The sequence below is a fragment of the Micromonospora sp. PTRAS2 genome (assembly GCF_054052245.1).
In genome coordinates, this window is sequence record NZ_JBSWBU010000003.1 from 85,795 (window position 1) to 109,693 (window position 23,899).

At 75.4% G+C, this 23,899-nt stretch carries 18 protein-coding genes; 6 read left to right on the plus strand and 12 right to left on the minus strand.

Annotation, left to right across the window (positions count from 1 at the left end; all coding sequences use genetic code 11):
• Nucleotides 1–171: 171 nt before the first annotated feature.
• Genes ACVMYR_RS11175 through ACVMYR_RS11190 form a run of 4 tightly spaced genes read right to left on the minus strand, consistent with a single transcriptional unit; the run spans nt 172 to nt 6,157 of the window.
• Nucleotides 172–3,921, minus strand: coding sequence for an SCO7613 C-terminal domain-containing membrane protein (locus tag ACVMYR_RS11175; RefSeq protein WP_457121782.1), 3,750 nt, complete (start codon nt 3,919–3,921; stop codon nt 172–174).
• A gap of 47 nt (nt 3,922–3,968) precedes the next feature.
• The gene (gene cutA / locus ACVMYR_RS11180) at nt 3,969–4,289 is read right to left on the minus strand and encodes a divalent-cation tolerance protein CutA (RefSeq protein ID WP_074472721.1); all 321 of its coding nucleotides are present in this window, start codon (nt 4,287–4,289) and stop codon (nt 3,969–3,971) included.
• Nucleotides 4,290–4,298: 9 nt separating this feature from the next.
• Nucleotides 4,299–5,324, minus strand: coding sequence for a 1-acyl-sn-glycerol-3-phosphate acyltransferase (locus ACVMYR_RS11185; RefSeq protein ID WP_077938488.1), 1,026 nt, complete (start codon nt 5,322–5,324; stop codon nt 4,299–4,301).
• Complete coding sequence (locus tag ACVMYR_RS11190; RefSeq protein WP_077938487.1) at nt 5,324–6,157, minus strand: patatin-like phospholipase family protein; 834 nt, start codon at nt 6,155–6,157, stop codon at nt 5,324–5,326. The genes ACVMYR_RS11185 and ACVMYR_RS11190 overlap by 1 nt, the downstream gene beginning before the upstream one ends.
• 153 nt (nt 6,158–6,310) lie before the next feature.
• On the opposite strand from ACVMYR_RS11190, the gene ACVMYR_RS11195 reads away from it, so the two are divergent.
• Nucleotides 6,311–7,861, plus strand: coding sequence for a serine/threonine-protein kinase (locus ACVMYR_RS11195; protein ID WP_457121783.1), 1,551 nt, complete (start codon nt 6,311–6,313; stop codon nt 7,859–7,861).
• 24 nt (nt 7,862–7,885) lie between these two features.
• Here the strand turns inward: ACVMYR_RS11195 and ACVMYR_RS11200 are convergent, their stop codons facing one another.
• From ACVMYR_RS11200 to ACVMYR_RS11235, 8 genes are all read right to left on the minus strand, one after another.
• Nucleotides 7,886–8,944, minus strand: a complete 1,059-nt coding sequence (locus ACVMYR_RS11200; protein ID WP_457122041.1) for a glycosyltransferase family 4 protein — start codon at nt 8,942–8,944, stop codon at nt 7,886–7,888.
• Between the two features lie 308 nt (nt 8,945–9,252).
• Nucleotides 9,253–10,842 carry a trypsin-like peptidase domain-containing protein gene (locus ACVMYR_RS11205; RefSeq protein ID WP_457121784.1) on the minus strand — a complete coding sequence of 530 codons (1,590 nt, stop codon included), beginning with the start codon at nt 10,840–10,842 and terminating at the stop codon, nt 9,253–9,255.
• A 62-nt stretch (nt 10,843–10,904) separates the two neighbouring features.
• On the minus strand, nt 10,905–12,467 hold the full coding sequence (locus ACVMYR_RS11210) for a sensor histidine kinase (RefSeq protein WP_077938483.1): 1,563 nt from the start codon (nt 12,465–12,467) through the stop codon (nt 10,905–10,907).
• A complete protein-coding gene (locus tag ACVMYR_RS11215; protein WP_043966583.1) occupies nt 12,464–13,165 on the minus strand; it encodes a response regulator transcription factor in 702 nt (233 codons plus the stop codon). The genes ACVMYR_RS11210 and ACVMYR_RS11215 overlap by 4 nt, the downstream gene beginning before the upstream one ends.
• An 85-nt stretch (nt 13,166–13,250) precedes the next feature.
• Nucleotides 13,251–13,874, minus strand: a complete 624-nt coding sequence (locus tag ACVMYR_RS11220; RefSeq protein WP_077938482.1) for a PadR family transcriptional regulator — start codon at nt 13,872–13,874, stop codon at nt 13,251–13,253.
• Nucleotides 13,871–14,701, minus strand: a complete 831-nt coding sequence (locus ACVMYR_RS11225; protein WP_457121785.1) for a DUF4097 family beta strand repeat-containing protein — start codon at nt 14,699–14,701, stop codon at nt 13,871–13,873. Before ACVMYR_RS11225 ends, ACVMYR_RS11220 begins: the two co-directional genes overlap by 4 nt.
• Nucleotides 14,702–14,814: 113 nt before the next feature.
• Nucleotides 14,815–15,828: a lysophospholipid acyltransferase family protein gene (locus tag ACVMYR_RS11230; RefSeq protein ID WP_457121786.1), complete on the minus strand. Its 1,014-nt coding sequence runs from the start codon at nt 15,826–15,828 to the stop codon at nt 14,815–14,817.
• Nucleotides 15,825–16,646 (minus strand): GNAT family N-acetyltransferase, encoded by an 822-nt coding sequence (locus tag ACVMYR_RS11235; protein ID WP_457121787.1) that lies wholly within the window; start codon nt 16,644–16,646, stop codon nt 15,825–15,827. The genes ACVMYR_RS11230 and ACVMYR_RS11235 overlap by 4 nt, the downstream gene beginning before the upstream one ends.
• Nucleotides 16,647–16,883: 237 nt before the next feature.
• Between ACVMYR_RS11235 and ACVMYR_RS11240 the strand changes: the two genes are divergently transcribed.
• The 5 genes from ACVMYR_RS11240 (at nt 16,884) to ACVMYR_RS11260 (ending at nt 23,827) form a co-directional block, all read left to right on the plus strand.
• Nucleotides 16,884–17,540, plus strand: a complete 657-nt coding sequence (locus ACVMYR_RS11240) for a hypothetical protein (protein WP_457121788.1) — start codon at nt 16,884–16,886, stop codon at nt 17,538–17,540.
• A gap of 199 nt (nt 17,541–17,739) precedes the next feature.
• Entirely contained in the window at nt 17,740–18,681 is a 942-nt protein-coding gene (locus ACVMYR_RS11245; protein WP_043965934.1) for an ABC transporter ATP-binding protein, read from the plus strand.
• A complete protein-coding gene (locus ACVMYR_RS11250; RefSeq protein ID WP_077938478.1) occupies nt 18,678–19,502 on the plus strand; it encodes an ABC transporter permease in 825 nt (274 codons plus the stop codon). Before ACVMYR_RS11245 ends, ACVMYR_RS11250 begins: the two co-directional genes overlap by 4 nt.
• A 267-nt stretch (nt 19,503–19,769) precedes the next feature.
• Nucleotides 19,770–23,531, plus strand: a complete 3,762-nt coding sequence (locus tag ACVMYR_RS11255) for a multifunctional oxoglutarate decarboxylase/oxoglutarate dehydrogenase thiamine pyrophosphate-binding subunit/dihydrolipoyllysine-residue succinyltransferase subunit (protein ID WP_457121789.1) — start codon at nt 19,770–19,772, stop codon at nt 23,529–23,531.
• Nucleotides 23,532–23,647: 116 nt separating this feature from the next.
• Nucleotides 23,648–23,827 (plus strand): DUF6104 family protein, encoded by a 180-nt coding sequence (locus ACVMYR_RS11260; RefSeq protein WP_007072780.1) that lies wholly within the window; start codon nt 23,648–23,650, stop codon nt 23,825–23,827.
• The last annotated feature ends 72 nt before the right edge of the window (nt 23,828–23,899 follow it).

The window sequence follows — 23,899 nt, forward strand, 5'->3', positions numbered from 1 at the left end:
CACGTCGGCACCCGGGCCACGCCGGACGGCGGGCCCTGTACCGAGTCTCGCGGCAACAGTAGCCCTGGGTAACCCGGCGAGCACCCGCATCCGGGGTAGGGGGCTCCCTACCCCGGGCGGGGCCGGCACGGGCAGACCCGTCCGCCCCACCGGCCCCACCCGGTCGGCCCGTCAGCTCATCCGCCCCACCGCCGCCCGGAACCGGGCCAGGTCGCGGCGGCGTCGCTCGTACGTCGCGGCCAGGCCGATCAGCGCCAGCCCGCCGACCGCGAGGAAGATCCACCGGGGCAGCAGGTCCCAGCCGCGGGCCAGCTCGTGCAGCGCGAGCAGGACGAGGGTGACCCCGCCCAGCAGCACCGGGGCCTGCCAGCGGCGGGCCGCGCCGGCCAGCACCACGGCCAGCGCGCCGGCCCCGAGCAGCAGCCGCCGCCAGGGCTGCGGATCGGGCGCGAACAGCACCGACACCCCGCTGGGCAGCAGCGCGGCGACCAGCCCCGGCCCGAGCGCGAGCCAGCTGTTCAGGCCCGGCCGGGTGCGCAGGGCCACCGCGCCCGCGGCCAGGGCCAGGCCCGCCGCCGGCAGGGTGTACGCCTCCAGCAGCACCACCCCGCCCGCGATCAGCAGCAGCCACGCGCCGAGCAGCTCGCTGCCCCCGGCGACGCCCGCGAACGCCCAGCGCCACCCGGCCGGCTCGCCCCGGCGCAGCAGCCGCAGCCCCACGGCGGCCCCCCAGAGCACGCAGACCGCGGCGGCGTACCGGGGTGACCCGGCGGCCAGCAGCACCGCCAGCAGGGCCACGGCCTGGGCGGCCACGTCGAGCACCCGGCCCCGGATCGGGTCGACGCCGGACGGGAGGGCGGCGGCGGCCAGGGCCAGCACCGCCACCGCCAGCACGGCGAAGGAGGCCGTACGCAGCGGCAGGCTCGCCGCCAGCGCGGCGGTGACCGCGAACCCGGTCGCCGCCCCGACCGCCGTCAGGGCGGCGGCCAGCCGGGCCGCGCCCGTCCGGCCCGCGACGGCGGCCACCACGCCGGCCACCACCAGCGCCCCGAGGCCGGCGAGGGTGCCGGCCCGGGTGGCGAGCAGCCCGCCCAGCCCGGTCACGGTGGCCACCAGCCCCACCGGCACGGTGACCGCGACGAGCAGCGGCCGGGGCCGGGCCAGGGCGGCGGCCAGCAGGGCGGCCACCCCGGTCGCCAGCAGCACCGCCGGCACCACCGGCCACGGCGTGCCGGCGGCGGCGAGCAGCACCGGCAGCGCCGCCGCGGCGAACGGCAGCGCGGACAGCGCCGCGTCGGCCCACCCCGCCGCCCGGGGCCGCTGCCCGCCGGACGACGTGGGCAGCCCCGCCCCGGGCGGGAACCCGTCCCCGCCGACCGGAGTCGCGGAACGCCCCGGGCCGGGCGTACGGCCCGCCAGCGCGGCGGCCAGGGTCAGCACGAGCAGGGCCACGCCGGCCGGGGTGGCCCCCGGGACCGGGCCGCCGGTGGGCGCGCCGGACCACGGCGCGGCCACCTCCCCGTACGGGGCGACGAGCACCCGCGCGAGCACCCCGGCGGTGGCGAACAGCGCCACCGCGAGCAGGCCGAGGCCGCTGACCAGCGGCGCTCCCGTCGGCCGGGTGCCCGGCCCGGCGAGCACGGTCAGCAGGACCACCACCGCGGCGTAGAGCGCCACCGGCTCGTCGACCCGTACGACCAGGGGGGCCAGCGCCACCAGCGCGGACCCGGCGGCGAAGGCGACGGAGGCGTACCCGGTCAGCTCGGGCCACCGGCGGCGGACGGCGACCAGCGCGACCAGCGGCAGCCCGACGGCGGCGAGGGCGGCCCGCGCCTGCCACCAGGGCGGCACCCCGGCGGCGAAGAGCGCGACGGTGACCGCCGCCGGCACCGCCAACAGCGCGGCGGCCAGGGCGGCCCCCGCGACGCCCCGCCGGACGCCGCCGGCCCGCCGGCCCAGGGCGGCGACGGCCAGCCCGAGCGGGACGACCGCGCCGAGCAGCGCCGCCTCCCCGGCCGGGTAGGCCAGGCCGACCAGGAGCGCATGCCCGACCAGCGCCGCACCGGCGACCGCCGCCGCCAGCACGCCCCACCAGGGCCGGGCCCGGGTGACGGCGAACAGCAGCAGCCCCGCGCCGACGACCAGGCCGGCGGCCGGCACCGCCGGCCACGGCAGCGGCCCGACGCCCGACACCCCGAGGGTGGCGAACGCGACCGCGACCACCCCGATCACCGGCCAGGCCACCCGGGGCAGCAGCGCCGCCAGGGCGACCGCCGCCAGGGCCACGGCCACCGGAACCTGCCACCCCCAGGGCAGGTGCGGACCCGGGCCGACACCCGACCAGGGCGGCAGCACCCGACCCACCGCGACCGCGCCGAGCAGCACGGCGAGCAGCGCGCCGACCTGCGCCGCCCCGGCGGCGACCACCAGGGCACCGGCCCTGGGCCCGGTGCCGACCCGACGGGGCAGCGCCCGGACCGCCCCGGCCAGCGCCAGCGCGACGAGCGCCGTGGCCAGCGTCAGCAGTCCGGAGCGCAGCTCCGCCACCGGGCGCAGCAGCGCGAGGCCGAGCACCGGGACCAGCGCCCCCGCCGCGGCGGCGCGGAACAACCGGCCGCCGGCGACCAGCGCCGCGCCGAGCAGGGCCAGGCTGACCAGGAGCAGGGGCCCGCCGGCCAGCAGCGGCGACCCGGCGGCCCGGCCCACGGCGAGCGGCACCAGCGCGCAGCCGGCCGCGACGAGGAGCGCGCCGCCGTAGCCGAGCCAGGCCAGCACCCGGCCGGCGGCGGGGGCCGACCCCCCGGCGGCCCCCGCCCCGACCGGCGCTCCCCCGACCGGCGCCTCCCCGACCGGCGCTGACGCCGGCGCCGCTGCCGGCTGGACCGCCGACCCCGGCGGGGCCGGGGCCGGCGTCGGGGCCGGTCCCCGGTCGCGCAGGGCGGCGACCACGACGAGGTTCAGCGCCGCGACGCCGACGAACACCACCGTCCAACCGGCGGCCGACGGGTGGGCCGGGCCGGCCAGCAGCGGCAGCACCGGCTGCACGGTGAACAACGCCGCGAACCACGGCACCGTCAGCCGGGTCAGCCGGCCGTAGCCCGCCGCCAGCGCCGCGCTGACCCCCCCGACCAGCGCGGCGTAGCGGGCACCGGGCCAGCCGGCCACCCCGAACAGGTCCACCGACCAGGCGGCGTACCCGTCGAGCACCACCAGCAGCAGCCCCACGGCGGCGAACGTCTCCGCCGTGCCGCGCAGCCCGCGCCGCGCCGCGACCGGCGGGACGGCCAGGGCGAGCGCGGTGAACGCGAGCAGGATCAGCGCCCGGCCGGCTACGCCCACCGTGGCCCAGGCGACCGCCGTGAAGACCACCGCCGCCGTGCCGAGCAGCAGGCCGCCGAGCACGAAGAGCAGCCCCTGCACGGTGCGGGTGGAGGTCTCCGCCCCGCCGACCTGCGCCGGCACCGCCCCGAACGGCGCGGACGGCACCGCCCCGACCGGCGCGGGCAGCACCGGGCCGGGCAGCCGCACGGCCGGACCCGGCGGCTGCGCCTGCTGGCCGGGCACCGGCAGCGCCGGGCCGGACGGCCGCACCTGCTGCCCGGCCGCCGGCACGGGAGCCGGTGCGACGAGGGGCGGCGGGGCGGGAACCGGCCCGGCCGGGCGCGGGGCACCGACCGGGATCGCCGCCCGGACCCGGGCCGCCAGGTCCGCCCGGCGGACCTGCGCCGACCGCACCGCCTCGACCAGTTCGACGTACGCCCGCCGGGCCTGCTCCGCCCGCCCGGAGAGCACGACGATCTCCCGGTCGAGCCGGATCACCTCGGCCGCGGTCGGGTCGGGGGCCCGCCCGCAGCGCCGGCAGCCGACGCTCAGGTCGGCCGGGGCGCCACACGCCGGGCAGGGGTAGCCACTCGTGTCCACCCGGCCATCATGGTGCCCTGGTCAAGCCCCACCCAGAGTGCGCGTACTCAGGGCCGGGTCTGCTCGTGCACCCAGGCCGTGTAGTCGGGGTTGCCGCTGTCCACCCGGGTCACCAGCACCTCCGGAACTTCGTACGGATGGCTGAGGCGGATGTGGTCGACCAGCGCCGGAACCCGGTCCGGGGCGGTCTTGAACAGCACCGACCACTCGGTGGTCGTCTCCACCGCGGACCGCCACCAGTAGGTGCTGTCCACCTGGCCGCCCACCTGCGCGCAGGCGGCCAGCCGACCGGCGACCGCGGCCGCCGCGAGCACGTCCGCGACCGAGCGGCTGTCCACCACGGTCGTCACCACGCTGATCTGCTCCACCAGCGCACCCTACGCGCCGTCGACGCCCCCGTCGTGGTGCGCCGCGATCCATTCGTCGATGCGTGACCACCAGTCGAACAGCCAGTCGATGCGCTCCTGCTTGCCGGCGGGGATCTCCTCCGGGGGCACCGACCAGAACCGCATGATGATCCGCTTGTCCATCGGCAGTTCCCGCCACACGTCGGCGACGGTGAGCATCCGGTCGAGACCGGTGTGCGCCACGAAGATCACCCCGGCGTCGGGGGCGGCGTCCAGCGCGGCGAGCAGCCCGCCCGGCTGCGGGGCGAGCACGTGCCGCATCCGTTCCGCCCGCAGCGCCATCCGCTCCAGGCCGCGCGACCGCAGCCGGGCGATGGCGCGCAGCCGGCGGCGCGGGGTGAAGTTGCCCCCCTCGGGGAAGATCACGAAGGCGTCGTCGTCGTCCAGGCCGGTCGCCAGGTGGCCGATCTGCTCGCTCACCGACCCCCGCCGGTCGGCCGCCGGGGCGAGGAACCGGTTGGGCAGGCGGTTGAGCAGCACGTCGATCGCCGGGTCCCACTGGAGGCTGTCCTTGAGCACGATCCGGGGCTCCCGGTGGAACCAGTTGACCAGCGCGTGGATCAGGATGAACGAGTCGCCCGGCCCGGCGTGCCGGCAGAGCACCAGCTCCGGGCGGCCGGGCAGCGCCGTGTCGGGGTCGGTGCCGACCACGTCGATGCGCAGCCGCAGCGTCCACCGGGCCTGCCAGAAGAACACCTGGAGGAAGTGGCCGGCGAGCACGTAGTGGGCCCGCTGGAACGGTGGCGTCCGCTTCCACACCCCGAAGCCGGAGGCCAGCCAGAGCACGAACAGGGCCAGCAGCGCCGCCGCGTCCCAGACCAGGTAGACGCAGCCGATCCAGAGCAGGCGCAGCGGTCGCAGCCGGCCAGGGACCAGCGGGGACAGCGCCAGGGCGGCGAACGCCCAGACCGGCAGCGTGGTCACCACGGCCACGGCGAGCAGCACCACACCGGGCGCCAGCAGCAACCGGCGGACCCATCGGGGCGGCAGCGGCATCAGCGGTCCAGGTGGGTCGCCAGGTAGCGGCGGGAGGCCGTGTACGCCCGGCTGATCCGCCGCCCCACCGCGGCCATGTCCCGGTAGGCCCACGGGCTGTCCTCGCGCGGGCCCGGCCCCCCGGTAGGCAGCACGTGCACCCGCACCCCGTCGGGCAGCGCCGCCATCTCCCGGGAGAACCGGTGCCGGCGGGCGATCTCGAACGCGACCTGGGCGATCTCCCAGGGCCGTCGGGGCGGCGTCAGCTCCCGCTCGATGCGGCCCACCTGGAGTACGAAGATCTCCCGCGCCCCGGCCTCGACCGCCGCGCCGATCGGGATGGAGTTGACGATCCCGCCGTCGATGAAGTGCTGCCCGTCGATCTCGGTCGGCGGCAGCAGCCCCGGCACCGAGGCGGAGGCGAGCACCGCCGGCACCAACGGGCCGGCGTCGAACCAGTGCTCGGCGGCCCGCTCGATGTGCGCCGCGCAGCAGCGGAACGGCACCTGCAGGTCGGCGAAGGTGGTCTCCTCACCCAGCTCGGCCTCCAGCAGCCGGCGCAGCGGCCGAGGCGAGTGCAGGTGGGTGCGGGCGGCGAAGCGGCGCAGCTGCCGGGCGACGGAGTCGCCGTACACCTCGCTGGCCTCGGGGGACGCCCAGAGCCGGACCAGCCGGTCGGTGACCGCCTCGGTCGGGTCGGCCGCGACGAGCGCGCCGTTGACCGCGCCGATCGAGGTGCCGAGCACCAGGTCGGGGCGGACGTCGGCGCGGAACAGGGCGCGCAGCATGCCCACCTCGACCGCGCCGAGGACTCCCCCGCCGCCGAGCACGAACGCCACCGGACCGCTGACCATGCCGTTCATCCTGGCACGCGTGGTCACGCCGGCCGTCCGGTGCCCGGGCGCGGCCGTCCAGGCGTCGGTCGGGTGAGACCGGACGGGCGTTGACATGCCGGACACATTCGCGCAACCTGATACCGCCCCGACCTCAGGCAGGTGCGATCCGTCATGGCAACACTGCACGCCGGCAGGCTGCTGGCCCGCAGGTACCGACTCATCGACCAGATCGGCGCAGGTGGCATGTCGGTCATCTGGCGGGCCCGCGACGAGGTTCTCGACCGTACGGTCGCCCTGAAGGTGCTCGCCCCCTCGCTCGCGGCGGACGCCCGGTTCCGCGACATGGTCCGCGAGGAGGCCCGCTCCGCCGCGCAGCTCGTCCACCCGCACGTGACGGCGGTGCACGACTACGGCGAGACGCTCGCCCCGGACGGCAGCATCACCTCGTTCGTGGTGATGGAGCTGCTCGCCGGGGAGGAGCTGGAATACCGGCTGACCGAGGGCCCGCTGCCCTGGCCGGAGGCGGTGGAGATCGGCGCCCAGGTGGCGGAGGCGCTCGCCGCCGCGCACCGGCTCGGCATCGTGCACCGGGACATCACCCCGGCCAACGTGATGATGACCCCGGTCGGCGCGAAGGTCCTCGACTTCGGCATCGCCACCCACGTCGGCGCCCCGGACGAGGACGAGGACGGCGGCACCTTCGGCACGCCCGCGTACGTCGCGCCGGAGCGGCTGGACGGGGCCCCGGCGCAGCCGGCCACCGACATCTACTCGCTCGGTGTGCTGCTCTACGAGACCCTGACCGGGCAGGTGCCCTACCCGGCGGACACCTGGGAGCAGCTGGGCGCGGCGCTGGAGAGCGGCGACGAACCCCCGCCGCTGGAGGTGCCGGGCCTGCCGTCCGAGGTGGTCCGGATCTGCCTGCGCTGCCTGTCCCGGCAGCCACGGGACCGCCCCACCGCGCACCAGGTGGCCCTCGCGCTGCGCGACCAGCTCCTGCCGGCCGACCCGCAGGCCGCCACCATGCTCGCCCCGACGATGACCCTGCCGTCGATCGTCGCCCCGCCGGTCCCGGCCGGTCCGCCCGCCCCGGCACCGCCTCCCCCGCCGGGGGGCGCGCCCGGCGCGGCCCCGGCCCCGCCGCCCGGGGACACGCCCGGCCCCGCGACGCCCCCGCAGCCCGCCGGGTCGCCGGGCCGGTCCCGCCGCCGCTGGGCGGTGCCCGTGGTGGCGGCGGGGGCCGCGGTGGCGGCCGCGGGGGTGCTGCTGTGGCCCAGGCTCGACGAGCAGCCCGACCCGCCGCCCCGCGCCCTGCCGACCGAGTCGCCGGCCGGGGAGTCGTTGGGAGCGGCGCCGACCCGGTCGCCGAGCGCGCCGCCGACCACGACCCGGCCGCCCGCCCGGCCCCGGCCCACCCCCTCGGCCGCGGCGACGACCACGCCGCCCGCCCCGTCCGGCGGCAGCGTGACCGAGATGGCCACCGAGATCCGGCAGCTCATCGACACGGGAGTGGCCGACGGCGGGATCCGGGTCGACGTCGGCACCGACATCCGCAACCTGCTCGGCCACGCCATCGAGGCCAACAGCGCGGGCGACCTGGCCGCCGCGGTGCAGCGGGCCCGCGACAAGGTCGCCGAACGGCAGCGCGAGGGCAGCATCACCCCCGCGTACGCCCGCCAGCTCGACACCGCCTTCCAGCGGCTCGGGGCGGCCCGGCTGTGACCGGCCCCCCGCCCAGGCGGGGGGTCAGCGGGCCGGCACGGGAATCGGCCGGCTCGGCGTCGCCGGCGCGAGCCCGTGCAGGAAGTCGCGGTAGACCGCCTCGTAGCCCTGCGCCATCCGGGCCGTGGAGAAGTTCTCCGCGACGTGCGCCACGCAGTCGGCCGGGTCCAGCCGGTCGGCCTCCCGCAGCGCATCGGAAAGGTCGTCGGGGCGGTCGCAGACCAGCCCGGTGATGCCGGGGCGGACCAGCTCCGGCACGGCCCCCCGGCGCAGCGCCACCACCGGCGTGCCCGTCGCCATCGCCTCCAGGATGACCATCCCGAACGGCTCCTCCCACTGGATCGGCATGATCAGGCAGCGGGCGTCGACGAGCATCCGCAGCGCGGCCTCCCGGTCGGCGTTGAGCACCACGGTCACGTCGTCGTCGAGCATCGGCTCCACCACCTGCTCGTAGTAGCGACGCTCGGCGGGCTCGTTGCACTTGCCGGCGAGGACCAGCGGCAGGCCCGCCGCCCGGCAGGCCCCGATCGCCACGTCCGGGCCCTTGTCGGGGCTGAACCGGGCCAGCCAGAGCACCGGGCCACGCCCCGGCGCGGTCTTGTGCGGCACGTCGGCGACGTCGAGCGCGTTGTGCACGGTGCCGACCCACGGCAGCCCCGGGTTCAGCCGCCGCTGGGTATGCGAGATGGCGACCAGGCCGACCCCCCGGTCGGTGTCGCTGAGCACGGTGCCGTACTCGCCGACCGGGTTGCCGTGCACGGTGGCCACCGTGGGCACCGCCCGGCGGCCGGCGACCAGCGGACCGATCGTGGTGTGGTCGTGCACGACGTCGAAGTCGGCCGGGGAGACGAGGTGGCCGACGTGCGCCAGGTGGGCCAGCTCGGGCAGCGACTCGCCGAGCCGGTCGTACTGGAGGTCGTCGCAGGTGGCGACGTAGTCGGCCCGGGTGCCGTGCCGCCGGCCCGCCCCGAAGACGGTCACCGCGTGCCCCCGGTCGACCAGCGCGTCCACCAGGCCGGCGACGACCTGTTCCAGGCCGCCGTAGCCGGGCGGCGGCACGGTCAGCCACGGCGGGACCACCATGGCGATCCGCAGCGGCCGTTCCTCCGAGCGGTCGAGCGGCAGGTGGTTCACGGCCACGAGTCCTCCCCGGTGGTCCCAGTGCGCGTGATCTGCGGCGCTTTCCCGGCCCCGGTCGGGCCAAACGGAACGGGCCCGGCACCGGCGGGGCCGGACGGCCGGGGGGTGAGCGCGGCTCACCCGGTCCGGGTGAACGGCATGCGCCCGCGACGGCTCCGGGGGCCGGGAAGGGGGAAGGGCGGCGGGTGACGAAGCCAACCCCCTTGGCTCCGCCACCCACCGCCCTTCGGGAGGAGGTAGGTCTGCTGTCGTTACGACGTTTCGGTGAGCGTCACGGTTCCCGTCGCCGCCGATCCGTTTCGCTGGTACTGCACCTCGACCCGGTCGCCGACCTTGCGGGCCTGGACCGCGCCCACCAGGTCGTCGGAGTCGTTGATCACGGTGTCCCCGAACTTGGTGATCACGTCGCCCCGCTGGATGCCGGCCTTCTCGGCGGCGCTGCCGGGGGTGACGGACGCGACCACCGCGCCGCCGTTCTCGGCCGGGCTCACGCTCACCCCGAGCGAGGGGTGGCTGACCTTCTCGCCGCGCTGGAGCTTGCCGGCCACGTCCTTGGCCTTGTTGCTCGGGATGGCGAAGCCGACGCCGATGTTGCCGGTGCTCTGCCCGGAGGTGGCGATGGCGGTGTTGATGCCGATCACCTCGCCCCGGGTGTTGACCAGCGCGCCGCCGGAGTTGCCCGGGTTGATCGGGGCGTCGGTCTGGAGCAGCCCGGCGATCGAGCTGACCCCCTGGCGCGGGTCCTGCTGCTGCTGGCTGTCGCCGGCCTGGATGGTGCGGTCCCGGGCGCTGATGATGCCCGAGGTGACCGAGCCCTGCAGGCCGAGCGGGCTGCCCAGGGCGAGCACCTGGTCGCCGACCTGCATCGCGTCGCTGTCGCCGAACGTGGCGGCCTTCAGCCCGCTGACCCCGCTGGCCTTCACCACGGCCAGGTCGGTCTTCGGGTCGGTGCCGACGATCTCGGCGTCGGCGGACTTGCCGTCGGCGAAGACCACCTTGACGGTCTTGCCCGAGGCGGAGGCGACCACGTGGTTGTTGGTCAGCACGTAGCCGTCCTCGGAGAGGATGACCCCGGAGCCCTCGCCGCTGCCGGTGCTGATCGAGACCACGCTGTCCTGCACGGACGCGGCGATCTTCGGCAGGTCGGCGCTGTTGAGCACCGGCGCGGCCGAGTAGGTGCGGGTGATCCCGCCCGAGTTGCCGTCGATGGCGAGCGCGAGCGCGCCGCCGGCCACGCCGGAGCCGAGCATCAGCGCGAACACCGCCACCCCGGCGCCGGCCAGCTTGGCCACGCGGCTCGGCTTCGGGGCCTGCGCCCACGCCGGCACCGGCTGGCCGGGGTGCTGCGGCGGCACCGGGCCGCCCGGGTACGCGGGACCACCGGCGTGCGGGGCGTACCCGGGGGCCGCCGGACCGTGCTGGCCCCCCGCGGCCCAGCCGGAGTGCTGCCCGGCGGAATGCTGCCCGGCGTGCTGGGGCTGCCAGGGGCTGTTCGGGTACGGCCCGGCCGGCTGCGGCTGCCCCGACACCGGGTACGGCGGCGCGGACGGGGTGGCCGGGCCGGCGTACGGCTGCGGGCCGGAACCCGGGGCGACGGGCCCCGAGACGGGGGCAGGGGCGACGGGCCCGGAGACGGGGGCGGCGGGGGTGTGCTGCCCGGCGGCCGGCGCGGCGGGGCCGGGGTAGGTGGGGTGGGCGGTCGGCGCGGCCGGAGCGGCGGGCTCGACGGCCGGGGAGTCGGACTGCCCGGTCTCGACGCGGGACAGCTCGGCGGTGGGGTGCGACGGCTCGGCGTCGGAGGGCGCCGGTCGCCGCTGCGGGTCGGTCTCGTACTCGGTCATGTATCCACCTTCTCCCATGCCACTGCGACCAGCCTGGAACCCGCCTGGAAGTTCCCTGAAAGTCACTCGCCCGGGTCGTCCCCGCTGTCGGGAAGCAGGGGCACCCGGACCCGGAAGGTCGCTCCCCCGCCCGGTGTCTCGCCGACCTCGACGGTGCCGTGGTGCGCGGCGACCAGCGCCGCCACGATGGCCAGCCCCAGCCCGGTGCTGGTCATCCCGCCGGCCCGCCGGGTGCGGGCGGCGTCGGCCCGGTAGAACCGCTCGAACACCCGCTCGGCCTGCTCCGGGGAGAGCCCGGGGCCGGTGTCGGCCACCTCCATCACCGCCAGGTTCCCCGCCTCGGTACGCAGCCGCAGGGTCACCGAGGCGTCCGGCGGGGTGTGGGTGAGCGCGTTCGTCATCAGGTTGCCGATCACCTGCCGCAGCCGGGCGTCGTCGCCGAGCACCACAAGCGGCCCGGAGCCCGGCTCGATCTCCAGCTCGATGCGCCGGTCCGGGGCCACCACCCGGGCGGCCTGCACGGCGTCGCCGGCCAGCAGCGGCAGCTCCACCGGGCCGAGCGCGAGGGGCCGCTCCCGGTCCAGCCGGGCGAGCAGCAGCAGGTCCTCCACCAGCAGCCCCATCCGGGCGGCCTCGTCCTCGATGCGGCGCAGCAGGCCGGCGGTCTCCTCCGGGGCCCGCGCCGCGCCCTGCCGGTACAGCTCGGCGAAGCCCCGGATGGTGGTCAGCGGGGTACGCAGCTCGTGCGAGGCGTCCGCGACGAACTGCCGCATCCGCTCCTCCGAGCGGCGGGCCCGCGCCTCGGACGCCTGCGCGGCGGCGGCCGCGTCCCGCGCGCCGGCCTCGGCCGACCGGGCGGCGATCTCGGAGGCGGCGCGGGCGGTGAAGGCGGCCTCGATCTGGGCCAGCATCGTGTTCAGCGCCCGGGACAGCCGCCCCAGCTCCGAGGTCGGGCAGGGCTCGCCGTCCTCCGGGTCGGGCACCCGCCGGGTCAGGTCGCCGCCGGCGATGGCGGCGGCGGTGCGCTCGATCTCCACCAGCGGCTTGAGGCTGGTCCGCACGATCGCCGCGCCGATCGACGCCAGGAGGATCAGCACCGCCCCGCCGACCAGGAGGTCTATCCAGACCAGCCGCTTGACCGCCAGGTCGACGTCGGTGAGGTTCTGCGCGATGGCCACCATCTGCCCGGTCGGCAGCTCGGTGTAGAGGATCCGCCAGCGCATCGCGCTGTCCCGGGCCGGCACCGTCCGGGGGCCCTTGTCGGCCAGGGCCGCGAAGCCCTCCGCCGTGTTCGGCCAGGCCGGCAGGTCGTCGACCCGGAACCGGAACTCGTCGTACTCGTAGCCACGGACCCGGCCGGTGTTCACGTCCATGGCGACCAGCAGGTAGTCGGTGGGCACGACGGGACTGCCGTTGGGCGAGGTCTTCACGTACGTCTCGAGGTTGTTGACCGAGGCCCGCAGCTCGACGTCGACCTGGGCGACCAGGTAGTTGCGCAGGAAATAGGTGGTCAGGGAGCTGATCACCAGCAGGGCCGCGGCGACCAGCGTCAGCACCGCCGCCACCAGCTTCACCCGCAGCGGTACGCTCCGCAGCCGCCCCTTCGCCAGCGCGACGGCGTTCACGCCGCCGGCTTGCGCAGCACGTATCCCACTCCGCGCAGGGTGTGGATCAGCCGGGGCTGGGTGTTGTCGACCTTGCGCCGCAGGTAGGAGATGTAGGACTCGACGATGTTGTCGTCGCCCCGGAAGTCGTAGTTCCAGACGTGGTCGAGGATCTGCGCCTTGGACAGCACCCGGTTGGCGTTGAGCATCAGGTAGCGCAGCAGCTTGAACTCGGTGGGCGAGAGCTGCACGCGCTGCCCGGCCCGGTGCACCTCGTGGGTCTCCTCGTCCAGCTCCAGGTCGGCGAAGGTGAGGCGGGACGGCGTCTGGTCGCCGCTGGCCGTGCGGCGCAGCACGGCGCGGATGCGGGCCGTGAGCTCCTCCAGGCTGAACGGCTTGGTGACGTAGTCGTCGCCGCCCAGGGTCAACCCGCGGATCTTGTCGTCGGTCGCGTCCCGGGCCGTCAGGAAGACCACCGGGGTGCGGGTGCCGCCCTCGCGGAGCATCCGGATGACCTCGAAGCCGTCGAGGTCGGGGAGCATCACGTCGAGGACCACCAGGTCGGGGCGGTGGTCCTTCGCGGCGTGCAGCGCGGCGCTCCCGCTGGTCGCGGTGGCCACGTCGAAGCCGGCGAAGCGGAGGCTCGCGGAGAGCAGTTCGAGGATGTTGGGATCGTCCTCGACGACGAGCAGTCGCGCCTCGGTCTGGGTAGCGGCCATGCCGACCATCATCCGTGACCTCGCTGCGTCGGCGCTGGGCGGTTGCTGGAAACTCCCTGAGAACTCGGAGCGGCTCGTCGCCCGCCTAGCGGAGCAGCCGGCGCAGCCCGTCCAGGGCGCCGTCGAGGACCCGGATCGCCGCGCGGAGCTGGACGTCGTCGAGCCGACCGGCCCGCGTCAACGCGTCGACCTCGACGGTGAACGTGGCCAACCGGTCGTCCAGCTCGGCCAGCAGCGGCGAGGAGCCGGTGGGGGCGGCGGACCGCGCCGGGCCCGGGGGCGGCGCGGCCTCCCACGGGGTACGCCGGGACTGCCGCGTCCGCCGGGTCGCCTCGCGCAGCTCCCGCTTGAGGTCGCGCACCGAGCCGCGTACCTCGGAACGGATCTCGCCGGCCAGGGCGGACAGGTCCGCCACCGAGGAGCTGATGTCGGACTCCAGGGTGGCCAGCTCGCCGGCCCGCTGGCGCAGCTCGGCCCGGCCCGCCTCGGTGATCTCGTAGACCTTGCGGCCACCGGCGGCGGTGTGGGTCACCCGTCCCTCGGCCTCCAGCCGCTGGAGCCGGGGGTAGATCGTGCCGGCGCTCGGCGCGTACAGGCCGAGGAAGCGGTCCTCCAGCAGACGGATCAGCTCGTAGCCGTGCTTGGGGCCGTCGTCGAGGAGCTTGAGCAGGTAGAGCCGGAGCCGCCCGTGGCTGAACACGGCGGTCACGGCAGCTCCTCGGCGTCGTCGTCGACCGGACGGGCGAGCAGCGCGATGCTGCCGGAGGTCGCGGACGCCCAGAGCCTACCCGCGCCGGTGCCGAGGACCCCCGCGCTGTCCCGTACGCCGCCGAGGCCACCCCCGCCGCGCACCTGGGGAAACCCGCTGGTGATCCGGCCGGCGGTGGTGTGCAGGCGGACGGCGAGGTCGCTGTCCTCGCGGACCCGGACGGTGATCGCGCCGGAGATCGTGCTCAGCTGGATCTCGCCGCCGCGCAGATTGTCCAGGTCACAGGTGATCTCGCCGGAGACGGTGTGCGCGCGCACCGTGCCGGCGGTGCTGTCGGCGAGGACCACCTCCCCGGAGACGGTCTCCAGGCTCAGGTCCCCGGCCACCCCCAGGGCCTCCACCGGTCCGGAGACGATCTTCGCGGCGGTGCGTCCCCGCACGCCCATCAGGGTGATCTGGCCCGACGTGACGTCGGCGCGCGTCTCCCGGCGCAGGCCGGAGGCGACCAGCGGGCCGTCGACCAGCCGGAGGTCGGCCAGCACGTCGGCGGGTACGGCGATCGAGACGTCGGCCCGGAAGCGGCGACCGAGCCGGCCGAGCCACCAGCGCAGCCCGGGCGTCCTCGGGTGGCGTTCGTGCCGGACGGTCAGCACCCCGTCGCGCTGCTCGACGATCACGGGTCGGCTGCTGACCCGGGTGACGTCCACCCGGGCCGGGCCGTCCGCGGCGACGACGTTGAGCCGCCCGGTCACCAGCCGGACGTGCAGGGCGGTGACCGGCTCGTCGAGGGTGAGCCGCTGCGGGCGGTCGACGGTCCACCTGGGCATGCATCCTCCCGCATCCTCCCGCCGGCAGGCGCGCCCCGGCGGCGCGCTCCTTCCGGGGGAAGGCTAACGCGATACATCGCGACTGAACAAGACTGTCGCGTGTCGGAGGGACGTCAGGCCGCCAGGCCGACCTCCGGGGCGGCGGCCCGGGGCGACACGGGCGCGAGCGGCAGCCTCGGGACGGCGGCCCGGGGCGGGACGGCCGGAGCGGCGGCCCGGGGCGGGACGGCCGGAGCGGCGGCCCGGGGCGGGACGGCCGGAGCGGCGGCCCGGGGCGGCACGAGGTGGACCGCCGACTCGGCGGCCCGGGCGAGCCGCCGCCGGTCCGCGTCCCGCCCCGGGTGCAGCGCGGCGGTGGCCGTGACCGTCACCGTGAGCCCCCGGGCCCCGAGGACCCGCCAGACCGACCGCCCGAGGCTCTCCGCGCCGAGGAAGGCGCCGACGGTCGTCGGCCCGCCGGCCCGAGCGGAGGAAAGGCCGGGCGCGGGAGCGGCGGCGAGGTGGTAGCCGATCCGGACCGGGACGACCGGCGCGCCCGCGTCGACCGCCGCCTGGAACACGGCAGGACGGAACCCGCCGCCCGGTCGGCAGTCCAGGGCCGCGCCGCACCACGTCGTACCCTCGGGAAAGACCGCGACCGGGTGACCGGCGCGCAGCACGGCGGCGACCCGGCGCACGGCGGCGGGCAGCGCCCGGGGGCGCGCCCGGTCCACGAAGAGGGTGCCCCCCGCGACGGCCAGCGGCCCGACCAGCGGCCAGCGGCGCACCTCGCGCTTGGCCAGGACCCGGGCCGGCGCCACGGCCAGCAGCGCGAGCACGTCCAGCCACGAGGCGTGGTTGGCCACCACGAGCGACGGCCGCCGGGGCAGCCGGCCCCGGGCCACCAGCCGCACGCCGAACGCCCGGGTCGCGCCCCGGGCCCAGCCACGCAGCGCGGCCCGCCGCTCCCGGGCCGGCAGCACCGGCAGCAGCCCGGCCAGCAACGCGCCGGCCGCCAGCATCAGGAGCACGGCGGCCAGCCGCCCGAGCCGGCGGGCGACCGGGACGGCGGCGGTCTCCCCCGGGCCGGGCAGGCAGCCCGCGTCGCAGCCGGAGACCGGTCGCCAGAGGTCGTGGCGGGCGGTCACCGCTCGCCCCCGTCCCCGAGGAAGTGCCGCAGGTAGCGGGGGCTCATCCGGTCCAGCGAGAAGATCACGTAGAAGTCGGCGACCCGGAAGTCCGGGTCGTACGCCGGCTCGCCGGCCACCCAGGCGCCCAGGCGCAGGTACCCGCGCAGCAGCGGCGGCAGCGCGACCCGCCCGGCCGCGCGCGGATCGCCGGGGGCGGCGGCGTGCGGAGCGGTGGCCTGCGGAGCGGCGGCCCGCTGGTCGGCGGCTCGCGGCTCGGCCAGCCAGGGGCGCAGCGGCCGGACCCGCAGCGGCGGCGGGGCCAGGTGCCGGGCCCGGACATGCTCCCAGACGCCGGCGGCGAGCAGCCCGCCGTCGTCGACCGGAACGGAGGCGCAGCCGCCCAGCCAGCGCGACCCGCGCAGGTGCAGGTAGCGGGTGATGCCGGTCCACATCAGGTTGATCACCGCGCCGGAGCGGTGCTCCGGGTGGACGCAGGACCGGCCGGCCTCCACCAGGACGTCCCGCAGCGGATCGAGCGGGGCGAGGTCGAACTCGGCCTCCGCGTACCGGCGCGGGGTCCGCCCGGGCGGCAGCAGCCGGTACGTCCCGACCACCGCGCCGGTGCGCTCCTCGCGGACGATCAGGTGGTCGCAGTAGGGGTCGAGGTCGTCGGCGTCCAGGCCGACCGGGCCGGGGCGCAGGGTGGCCCCGAGCTCGGTGGCGAACACCTCGTGGCGCAGGCGCTGCGCGGCCGCGACCTGGCGGGGGTCGTCGGCGATCGACACGGTGTATCCGCTGGTCGTCAGGGGAACGCCAGCGACGGGCAGAACAGCCATGAGCTCTGTGTAGGTGCCCCGGATGCCGCGAGCGGGGACGACCGGTGTCGATCCGGTGAACGCCACCGGGCGGACTGCCCCAGCCGGGTCGGCGGCCCGCCCCGCGCACCCGCGCGCGTCGCTCGCCGGGCCGCCACCCGGCGGGGTGAGAAGGGGACCCCTCTATACCTCAGGCGTTAACAAGGGGCCCTTCCTTGCATCAAACCGGGCGTGCGAGGCTGCGCGGAGGAGGTGCGCGTGATCATCCCCGCGAGATACAACGGACCGCCCGGGTCGGGCAACGGCGGCTGGTGCGCCGGCGTCTTCGCCGCCGCGTCCGGGCTCGGCGGCGCCGTCGAGGTGACGTTGCGGCAGCCGCCGCCGCTGGAGACCCCGCTGGCCCTCGGCGGCGGCGAGGTGCACGACCCGGACGGCCGGCTGATCGCCCAGGTGCGCGGCGTCGACGAGGCGCCGGAAGCGGTGCCCCCGGTGGACCTCGACACGGCACGGGCCGCCTCGGCGGCGTACCCGGGTCTGGTGGACCACCCGTTCCCCGGCTGCTTCGTCTGCGGGCCCGGCCGGGCCGACGGGCTGCGGATCTTCCCCGGTCGTCTGCCCGACGGGCGGACCGCCGCCCCGTTCACCGCACCGGCCGAGGTGGGCGCGGCTACGGTATGGGCGGCGCTGGACTGCCCCGGCGGCTGGGCGGTGATCGGCCCGGGCCGGCCGTACGTGCTGGGCCGGATGACCGCCGTGCTGGACGGGCTGCCGGCGCCGGGCGACGAGTGCGTGGTGACGGGCGTGGCCGACGGCGTGTGGGGGCGCAAGGTGGTGGTCCGGACCAGCCTGTACGCCCCGGACGGCCGGCTGCTGGGCCGGGCCCTGGCCGCCTGGATCGCCCTGTCGGAGGCGTGACCGGCGGGTCGAGGGGCGGGACCCCGGGCGGGACGATCTCGTTCCTGGGGAGGACCGGCTCCTGCCTGAGGTGGAGGCGGAGGTAGGTGTCGCGCCTGATTGACCTGGTTGCGCGGCCTTGCCAGGCTGTGCCACGGCGCGTCCGCAACAGCGCCGCACACCTCGGCGCGCTCCGCGCGCCGTGCACGGGAGGAGAAAGATGTCTGACGGGCAGCGAAGCCCCACAACCGGCAGCGGTCAGATCGTGGTGTCCGGCCTGACGAAGCAGTACAAGAACGTCCGGGCGGTCGACAATCTGTCGTTCACGGTCGAACCGGGGCGGGTCACCGGCTTCCTCGGCCCGAACGGCGCCGGTAAGACCACCACGCTGCGCATGCTGCTGAACCTGGTCACCCCGACGGGAGGCACGGCGACCATCGGCGGCCAGCGGTACGCGGACCTGACCGACCCGCTGCGCCACGTCGGCGCGGTGCTGGAGGCGTCCAGCGCGCACAAGGGCCGCACCGGGATCAACCACCTGCGGGTGATCTGCGCGGCGGCCGGCCTGCCGAAGTCGCGCGCCGACGAGGCGCTCGCCCTGGTCGGGCTCACCCCGGCGGCGAAGCGCAAGTTCAAGGGCTACTCGCTGGGCATGAAGCAGCGCCTCGGCATCGCCGCCGCGATGCTCGGCGACCCCCGGGTGCTGATCCTCGACGAGCCGGCGAACGGGCTCGACCCCGAGGGCATCCGGTGGATGCGCGGCTTCCTCAAGGGGCTGGCCCACGAGGGCCGCACGGTGCTGGTCTCCAGCCACCTGCTGTCGGAGATGCAGCTGCTCGCCGACGACGTCGTGATCATCGCGGCCGGCAAGCTGGTCCGGCAGGGGCCGGTCGAGCAGGTGCTCGGCTCGATGGCGCAGGGCGGCGGCCGGGTGCGGGTGCGCACCCCGCAGGCCGACGAGCTGGTCGCGGCGCTGCGCGCGCAGTCGGCGACGGTGGAGACCGGCGAGCACGGCGTGCTGCTGGTCACCGGGGCGGACGCCCCGGCCATCGGCAAGGCCGCGCTGGCCGCCGGTGTGGAGCTGCACGAACTGACCCCGGAGCGGCCCGACCTGGAACGGGTCTTCCTGGAGCTGACGGCCGGAAAGGCGGGCATCCGATGAACCTCGTCCGATCCGAGCTGCTCAAGATCCGCACCACCAACACGTGGTGGATCTTCGGCCTCATCTCGCTGCCGCTGTGGGCCCTCACCGCGCTGATCAACTGGCTGCAGACCGACGCGCTGGCCAGCGGCAACTTCGGCGACGTGCCGGCCGAGCAGGCCGACCAGGTGACGGCCGCGCAGTCCGTGGACAGCCTCGCGGCCAACATCTACACCAACGGGCAGTTCTTCGGGCTGCTCATCGTGATGCTGCTCGGCATCATCGTGGTGACCAGCGAGTTCTTCCACCAGACGGTGACCACCACGTTCCTCACCGTGCCGCACCGCACGGCGGTGATGACCGCGAAGCTGGTGGCGGCGGCCGTGCTGGCGATGCTGTTCTGGCTGGTCACCACCGGGCTCAACCTGGTGCTCGGCGTGCTGGTGCTCAACAGCGTCGACCTCGGATCCCAGCTCGGCAACGGCGCGGTCTGGACGGCGACGGCGCTCAACGCGCTGGCGTACCTGCTCTGGTCGGTGCTGGGCGTCGGCATCGGCGTGCTGATCCGCAGCCAGATCGGCGCGACGGTCACCGGCATCCTGCTCTACCTGGGCGGCTCGATCGGCGCGGCCATCGCGATCAGCATCCTGGCCGCCCGCTGGGGCGAGTGGATCAACAACCTCCAGGTGCTGGTGCCCTCGCTGGCCTCGTCGTTGATGGTCAGCGGCACCCAGATCCCGGGCAACCCGCCGCGCTGGGCAGGTGCGGCGGTGCTGATCGGGTACGCCGTGGTGACCGGCGTGATCGGCACCCTCACCATGCGGCGGCGGGACATCTCCTGACCCCTCGCGGAGTCGGCGACCGGCCCCGGAGCGTGATCACGGATCGCGCCCGGGGCCGGCACGGTTCCGGGCCGGAGTCAACGGGACACGCGGCGCTGACCGAACTTGTGTCATCTTCTGTGAAACCGACCACGCGCCCGAGCCGGAAATGCCTAGCGTATTCGTACGGCGTAGCCTGGGAGCCGTCCCCCGTCCGCCCCTCGCAATCGGGGCGTCGGAGGACACCGCGTGACACACAAACCCGCGTGAAAGAGGCGATTACCGGCCGTGTCGACCCAGCAGACTTCGCAGGAGAACCCACTGGCGGGTTTCGGCCCTAACGAGTGGCTCGTCGAGGAGATGTACCAGCGCTACCTCGCCGACCCGAGCAGCGTCGATTCGGCCTGGCACGACTTCTTCGCCGACTACCGCCCCGCGCCGGGCGCCGCCACGGCGCGCCCGGACGGCCAGGCGGCCAAGGCCGCCAAGGCCGCGCCGGAGCCGGCCGGGCAGCAGGAGGCCGCCACCGTCGCCCAGCCGGCGACGCAGGCCGAGCCGGCCGCCGCGAAGGCCCCCGCGCCGAAGGCGTCCGCGTCCGGTGCGCAGCCGGCGGCGAAGCCCGCCACGAAGCCGGCGCCCGCCAAGGCCGCGAAGGCCGAGCCGGCCGCGAAGGCGGCGGCGAAGCCGACGGTGTCCGGCCCGCAGACCACCCCGCTGCGCGGCGTCGCCGCGAAGATCGTCCAGAACATGGACGCCTCGCTGAGCGTGCCGACCGCGACGAGCGTGCGCGCCGTCCCGGCCAAGCTGCTGGTGGACAACCGCATCGTGATCAACAACCACCTCGCCCGGGGGCGCGGCGGCAAGGTCAGCTTCACCCACCTGATCGGGTACGCGATGGTCCGGGCGCTCGTCGAGCACCCGGAGATGAACAACTCCTTCGCCGAGGTCGACGGCAAGCCGGCGATGGTCCGCCCCGAGCACGTCAACCTGGGCATCGCGATCGACCTGGCCAAGCCCGACGGCAGCCGCAACCTGGTGGTGCCGTCCATCAAGGGCTGCGAGACGATGGACTTCCGGCAGTTCTGGCAGGCGTACGAGGACGTGGTCCGGCGCGCCCGCCGCAACGAGCTGACCATGGAGGACTACTCGGGCACCACGATCTCGCTGACCAACCCGGGCGGCATCGGCACGGTGCACTCGATCCCGCGCCTGATGACGGGGCAGAGCGCCATCATCGGCGTCGGCGCGATGGAGTACCCGGCGCCCTACCAGGGGATGAGCGAGGCCACCCTCGCCGAGCTGGCCGTCAGCAAGATCATCACGCTGACCAGCACGTACGACCACCGGATCATCCAGGGCGCGCAGTCCGGCGAGTTCCTCAAGGTCATGCACGAGCTGCTGCTCGGCGAGCACGGCTTCTACGACCAGATCTTCACCTCGCTGCGCATCCCGTACGAGCCGGTGCGCTGGATGCAGGACGTGGCCGTCAACTCCGAGGGCCAGATCAACAAGACCGCGCGGGTGCACGAGCTGATCCACGCGTACCGGGTGCGCGGCCACCTGATGGCCGACACCGACCCGCTGGAGTTCAAGATCCGCAAGCACCCGGACCTGGACGTCCTCCAGCACGGGCTGACCCTGTGGGACCTGGACCGCGTCTTCCCGGTCAACGGCTTCGCCGGCAAGCAGCGGATGAAGCTGCGCGACATCCTCGGCGTGCTGCGCGACTCCTACTGCCGCCGGGTCGGCGTGGAGTACATGCACATCCAGGACCCGGAGGAGCGGCGCTGGATCCAGGAACGGATCGAGCGCAAGTACGAGAAGCCCAGCTCCGACGAGCAGAAGCACGTGCTCAACCGGCTCAACGCCGCCGAGGCGTTCGAGACCTTCCTCCAGACGAAGTACGTGGGCCAGAAGCGCTTCTCGCTGGAGGGCGGCGAGTCGCTGATCCCGCTGCTCGGCGAGGTGCTGGAGTCCTCCGCCGAGGCGGGGCTCGACGAGGTCGTCATCGGCATGGCCCACCGGGGCCGGCTCAACGTGCTGGCCAACATCGTCGGCAAGCCGTACGAGAAGATCTTCTCGGAGTTCGAGGGGCACCTCGACCCGCGCTCGACGCAGGGCTCGGGCGACGTGAAATACCACCTCGGCCAGAACGGCAAGTTCACCACCCCCGACGGCGAGCACGCCGTCAAGGTGTCGGTGGTGGCCAACCCGTCGCACCTGGAGGCCGTCGACCCGGTGCTGGAGGGCATCGTCCGGGCCAAGCAGGACCGGATCGACCTCAAGCTGGAGGGCTACACGGTGCTGCCGCTGGCGGTGCACGGTGACGCCGCCTTCGCCGGCCAGGGCGTGGTCGCCGAGACGCTCAACCTGTCGCAGCTGCGCGGCTACCGCACCGGCGGCACGGTGCACGTGGTGGTCAACAACCAGGTGGGCTTCACCACCGCCCCCGAGCACTCCCGGTCCAGCCTCTACAGCACCGACGTGGCCCGGATGATCGAGGCCCCGATCCTGCACGTCAACGGCGACGACCCCGAGGCCGTGGTCCGGGTCGCCCGGCTCGCGTTCGAGTACCGGCAGGCGTTCAACAAGGACGTCGTGATCGACATGGTCTGCTACCGCCGGCGCGGGCACAACGAGGGCGACGACCCGTCGATGTCCAACCCGCAGATGTACAAGATCATCGACTCGAAGCGGTCGGTCCGCAAGCTCTACACCGAGGAGCTGATCGGCCGGGGCGACATCACCGTGGAGGACGCGGAGGAGCTGCTGCGCGACTACCAGGCGCAGCTGGAGCGGGTCTTCAAGGCCACCCGCGACGCCGCCTCCGCGCCGAAGCAGGCGGCCCGGCCGCGCCGCGAGGAGGAGCCGGAGCCGCAGGTGGCGACCGCCACCACGGCCGAGGTCGTCAAGGCCGTCGGCGAGGCGCACACCCACCTGCCGGAGGGCTTCACCCCGCACAAGCGGATCCAGCAGTTGCTCGACCGGCGGGCGAAGATGTCCGTCGAGGGCAACATCGACTGGGGGTACGGCGAGATCATCGCGTTCGGCGCGCTGCTGCACGACGGGGTCACCGTCCGGCTCGCCGGGCAGGACTCCCGCCGGGGCACGTTCGTGCAGCGGCACGCCTCGGTGGTGGACGCCCGCACCGGCGACGACTACCTGCCGCTGAAGTCGCTCACCGCCGACGGCGAGCGGTCCCGGTTCTTCGTGCACGACTCCCTGCTGTCGGAGTACGCGGCGATGGGCTTCGAGTACGGCTACTCGGTGGAGAACGTCAACGCGCTGGTCTGCTGGGAGGCCCAGTTCGGCGACTTCGTCAACGGCGCGCAGTCGGTGATCGACGAGTTCATCTCCTCCGGCGAGGTGAAGTGGGGCCAGCGCTCCGCCGTCACCCTGCTGCTGCCGCACGGCCACGAGGGCCAGGGCCCGGACCACACGTCCGGCCGCCCGGAGCGGTTCCTCCAGCTCTGCGCCGAGGACAACATGCGGGTGGCCATCCCGACCACCCCGGCGAACTACTTCCACCTGCTGCGCCGCCAGGCCCTGTCGCCGAAGCGCAAGCCGCTGGTGGTGTTCACGCCGAAGTCGCTGCTGCGGCACAAGCTCTGCGTGTCGGGCGTGGAGGACTTCACCACGGGCACCTTCGCCCCGGTGCTGGCCGACACCGCCGCCCCGCCCGCCGAGCAGGTGAAGCGGGTGCTGCTCTGCTCGGGCAAGGTCTACTACGACCTGTTCCAGGCTCGCGCCGAGCGCGGCGTCACCGACACCGCGATCGTCCGGATGGAGCAGCTCTACCCGCTGCCCGTCGAGGAGATCCGGGCCGCCCTGGCGCAGTACCCGAACGCCGAGGACTTCGCCTGGGTGCAGGAGGAGCCGGCCAACCAGGGCGCGTGGAGCTTCGTCGCGCTCAACCTGCTGGAGCACCTCAGCGAGGTCCGGCTGCGCCGCATCTCCCGCCCCGCCGCCGCCGCGCCGGCCGTCGGCTCGGCGAAGATGCACGAGGTCGAGCAGAACGCGCTGATCGAGGCGGCACTGCCCCGCCCGTGACCTGACCGCACCGCCGCGCGCCGGGGCAGCGTCCGTCACCACGACGGGCGCTGCCCCGCTCGCATCCCTGACCGCACGACCCGGCCCCGGGCCGGCACAACCGATGAGGACGCACGATGTACTTCACCGACCGTGGCATCGAGGAACTGGTCGAGCGGCGGGGCGAGGAGCAGGTGAGCGTGGAGTGGCTGGGCGAGCGCCTGCGCGACTTCGTGGACCTGAACCCCGAGTTCGAGACGCCGATCGAGCGCTTCGCCACCTGGCTGGCCCGGTTGGACGACCCCGACGACGACTGACCTCGGCGACGGGCGGCCAGCCCCCGCCGGCCCGGGTCCAAGGACCCGGGCGGCCCTGGGCGCGATCTTGTA

Bases quoted from the DNA above. Each gene is read 5' to 3' on its own strand.
- ACVMYR_RS11185 (WP_077938488.1), bottom strand. From the start codon at position 5,324: ATGCCGCTGCCGCCCCGATGGGTCCGCCGGTTGCTGCTGGCGCCCGGT.
- ACVMYR_RS11190 (WP_077938487.1), bottom strand. From the start codon at position 6,157: ATGGTCAGCGGTCCGGTGGCGTTCGTGCTCGGCGGCGGGGGAGTCCTC.
- ACVMYR_RS11195 (WP_457121783.1), top strand. From the start codon at position 6,311: ATGGCAACACTGCACGCCGGCAGGCTGCTGGCCCGCAGGTACCGACTC.
- ACVMYR_RS11200 (WP_457122041.1), bottom strand. From the start codon at position 8,944: ATGGTGGTCCCGCCGTGGCTGACCGTGCCGCCGCCCGGCTACGGCGGC.
- ACVMYR_RS11205 (WP_457121784.1), bottom strand. From the start codon at position 10,842: ATGACCGAGTACGAGACCGACCCGCAGCGGCGACCGGCGCCCTCCGAC.
- ACVMYR_RS11215 (WP_043966583.1), bottom strand. From the start codon at position 13,165: ATGGCCGCTACCCAGACCGAGGCGCGACTGCTCGTCGTCGAGGACGAT.
- ACVMYR_RS11225 (WP_457121785.1), bottom strand. From the start codon at position 14,701: ATGCCCAGGTGGACCGTCGACCGCCCGCAGCGGCTCACCCTCGACGAG.
- ACVMYR_RS11235 (WP_457121787.1), bottom strand. From the start codon at position 16,646: ATGGCTGTTCTGCCCGTCGCTGGCGTTCCCCTGACGACCAGCGGATAC.
- ACVMYR_RS11245 (WP_043965934.1), top strand. From the start codon at position 17,740: ATGTCTGACGGGCAGCGAAGCCCCACAACCGGCAGCGGTCAGATCGTG.
- ACVMYR_RS11250 (WP_077938478.1), top strand. From the start codon at position 18,678: ATGAACCTCGTCCGATCCGAGCTGCTCAAGATCCGCACCACCAACACG.
- ACVMYR_RS11260 (WP_007072780.1), top strand. From the start codon at position 23,648: ATGTACTTCACCGACCGTGGCATCGAGGAACTGGTCGAGCGGCGGGGC.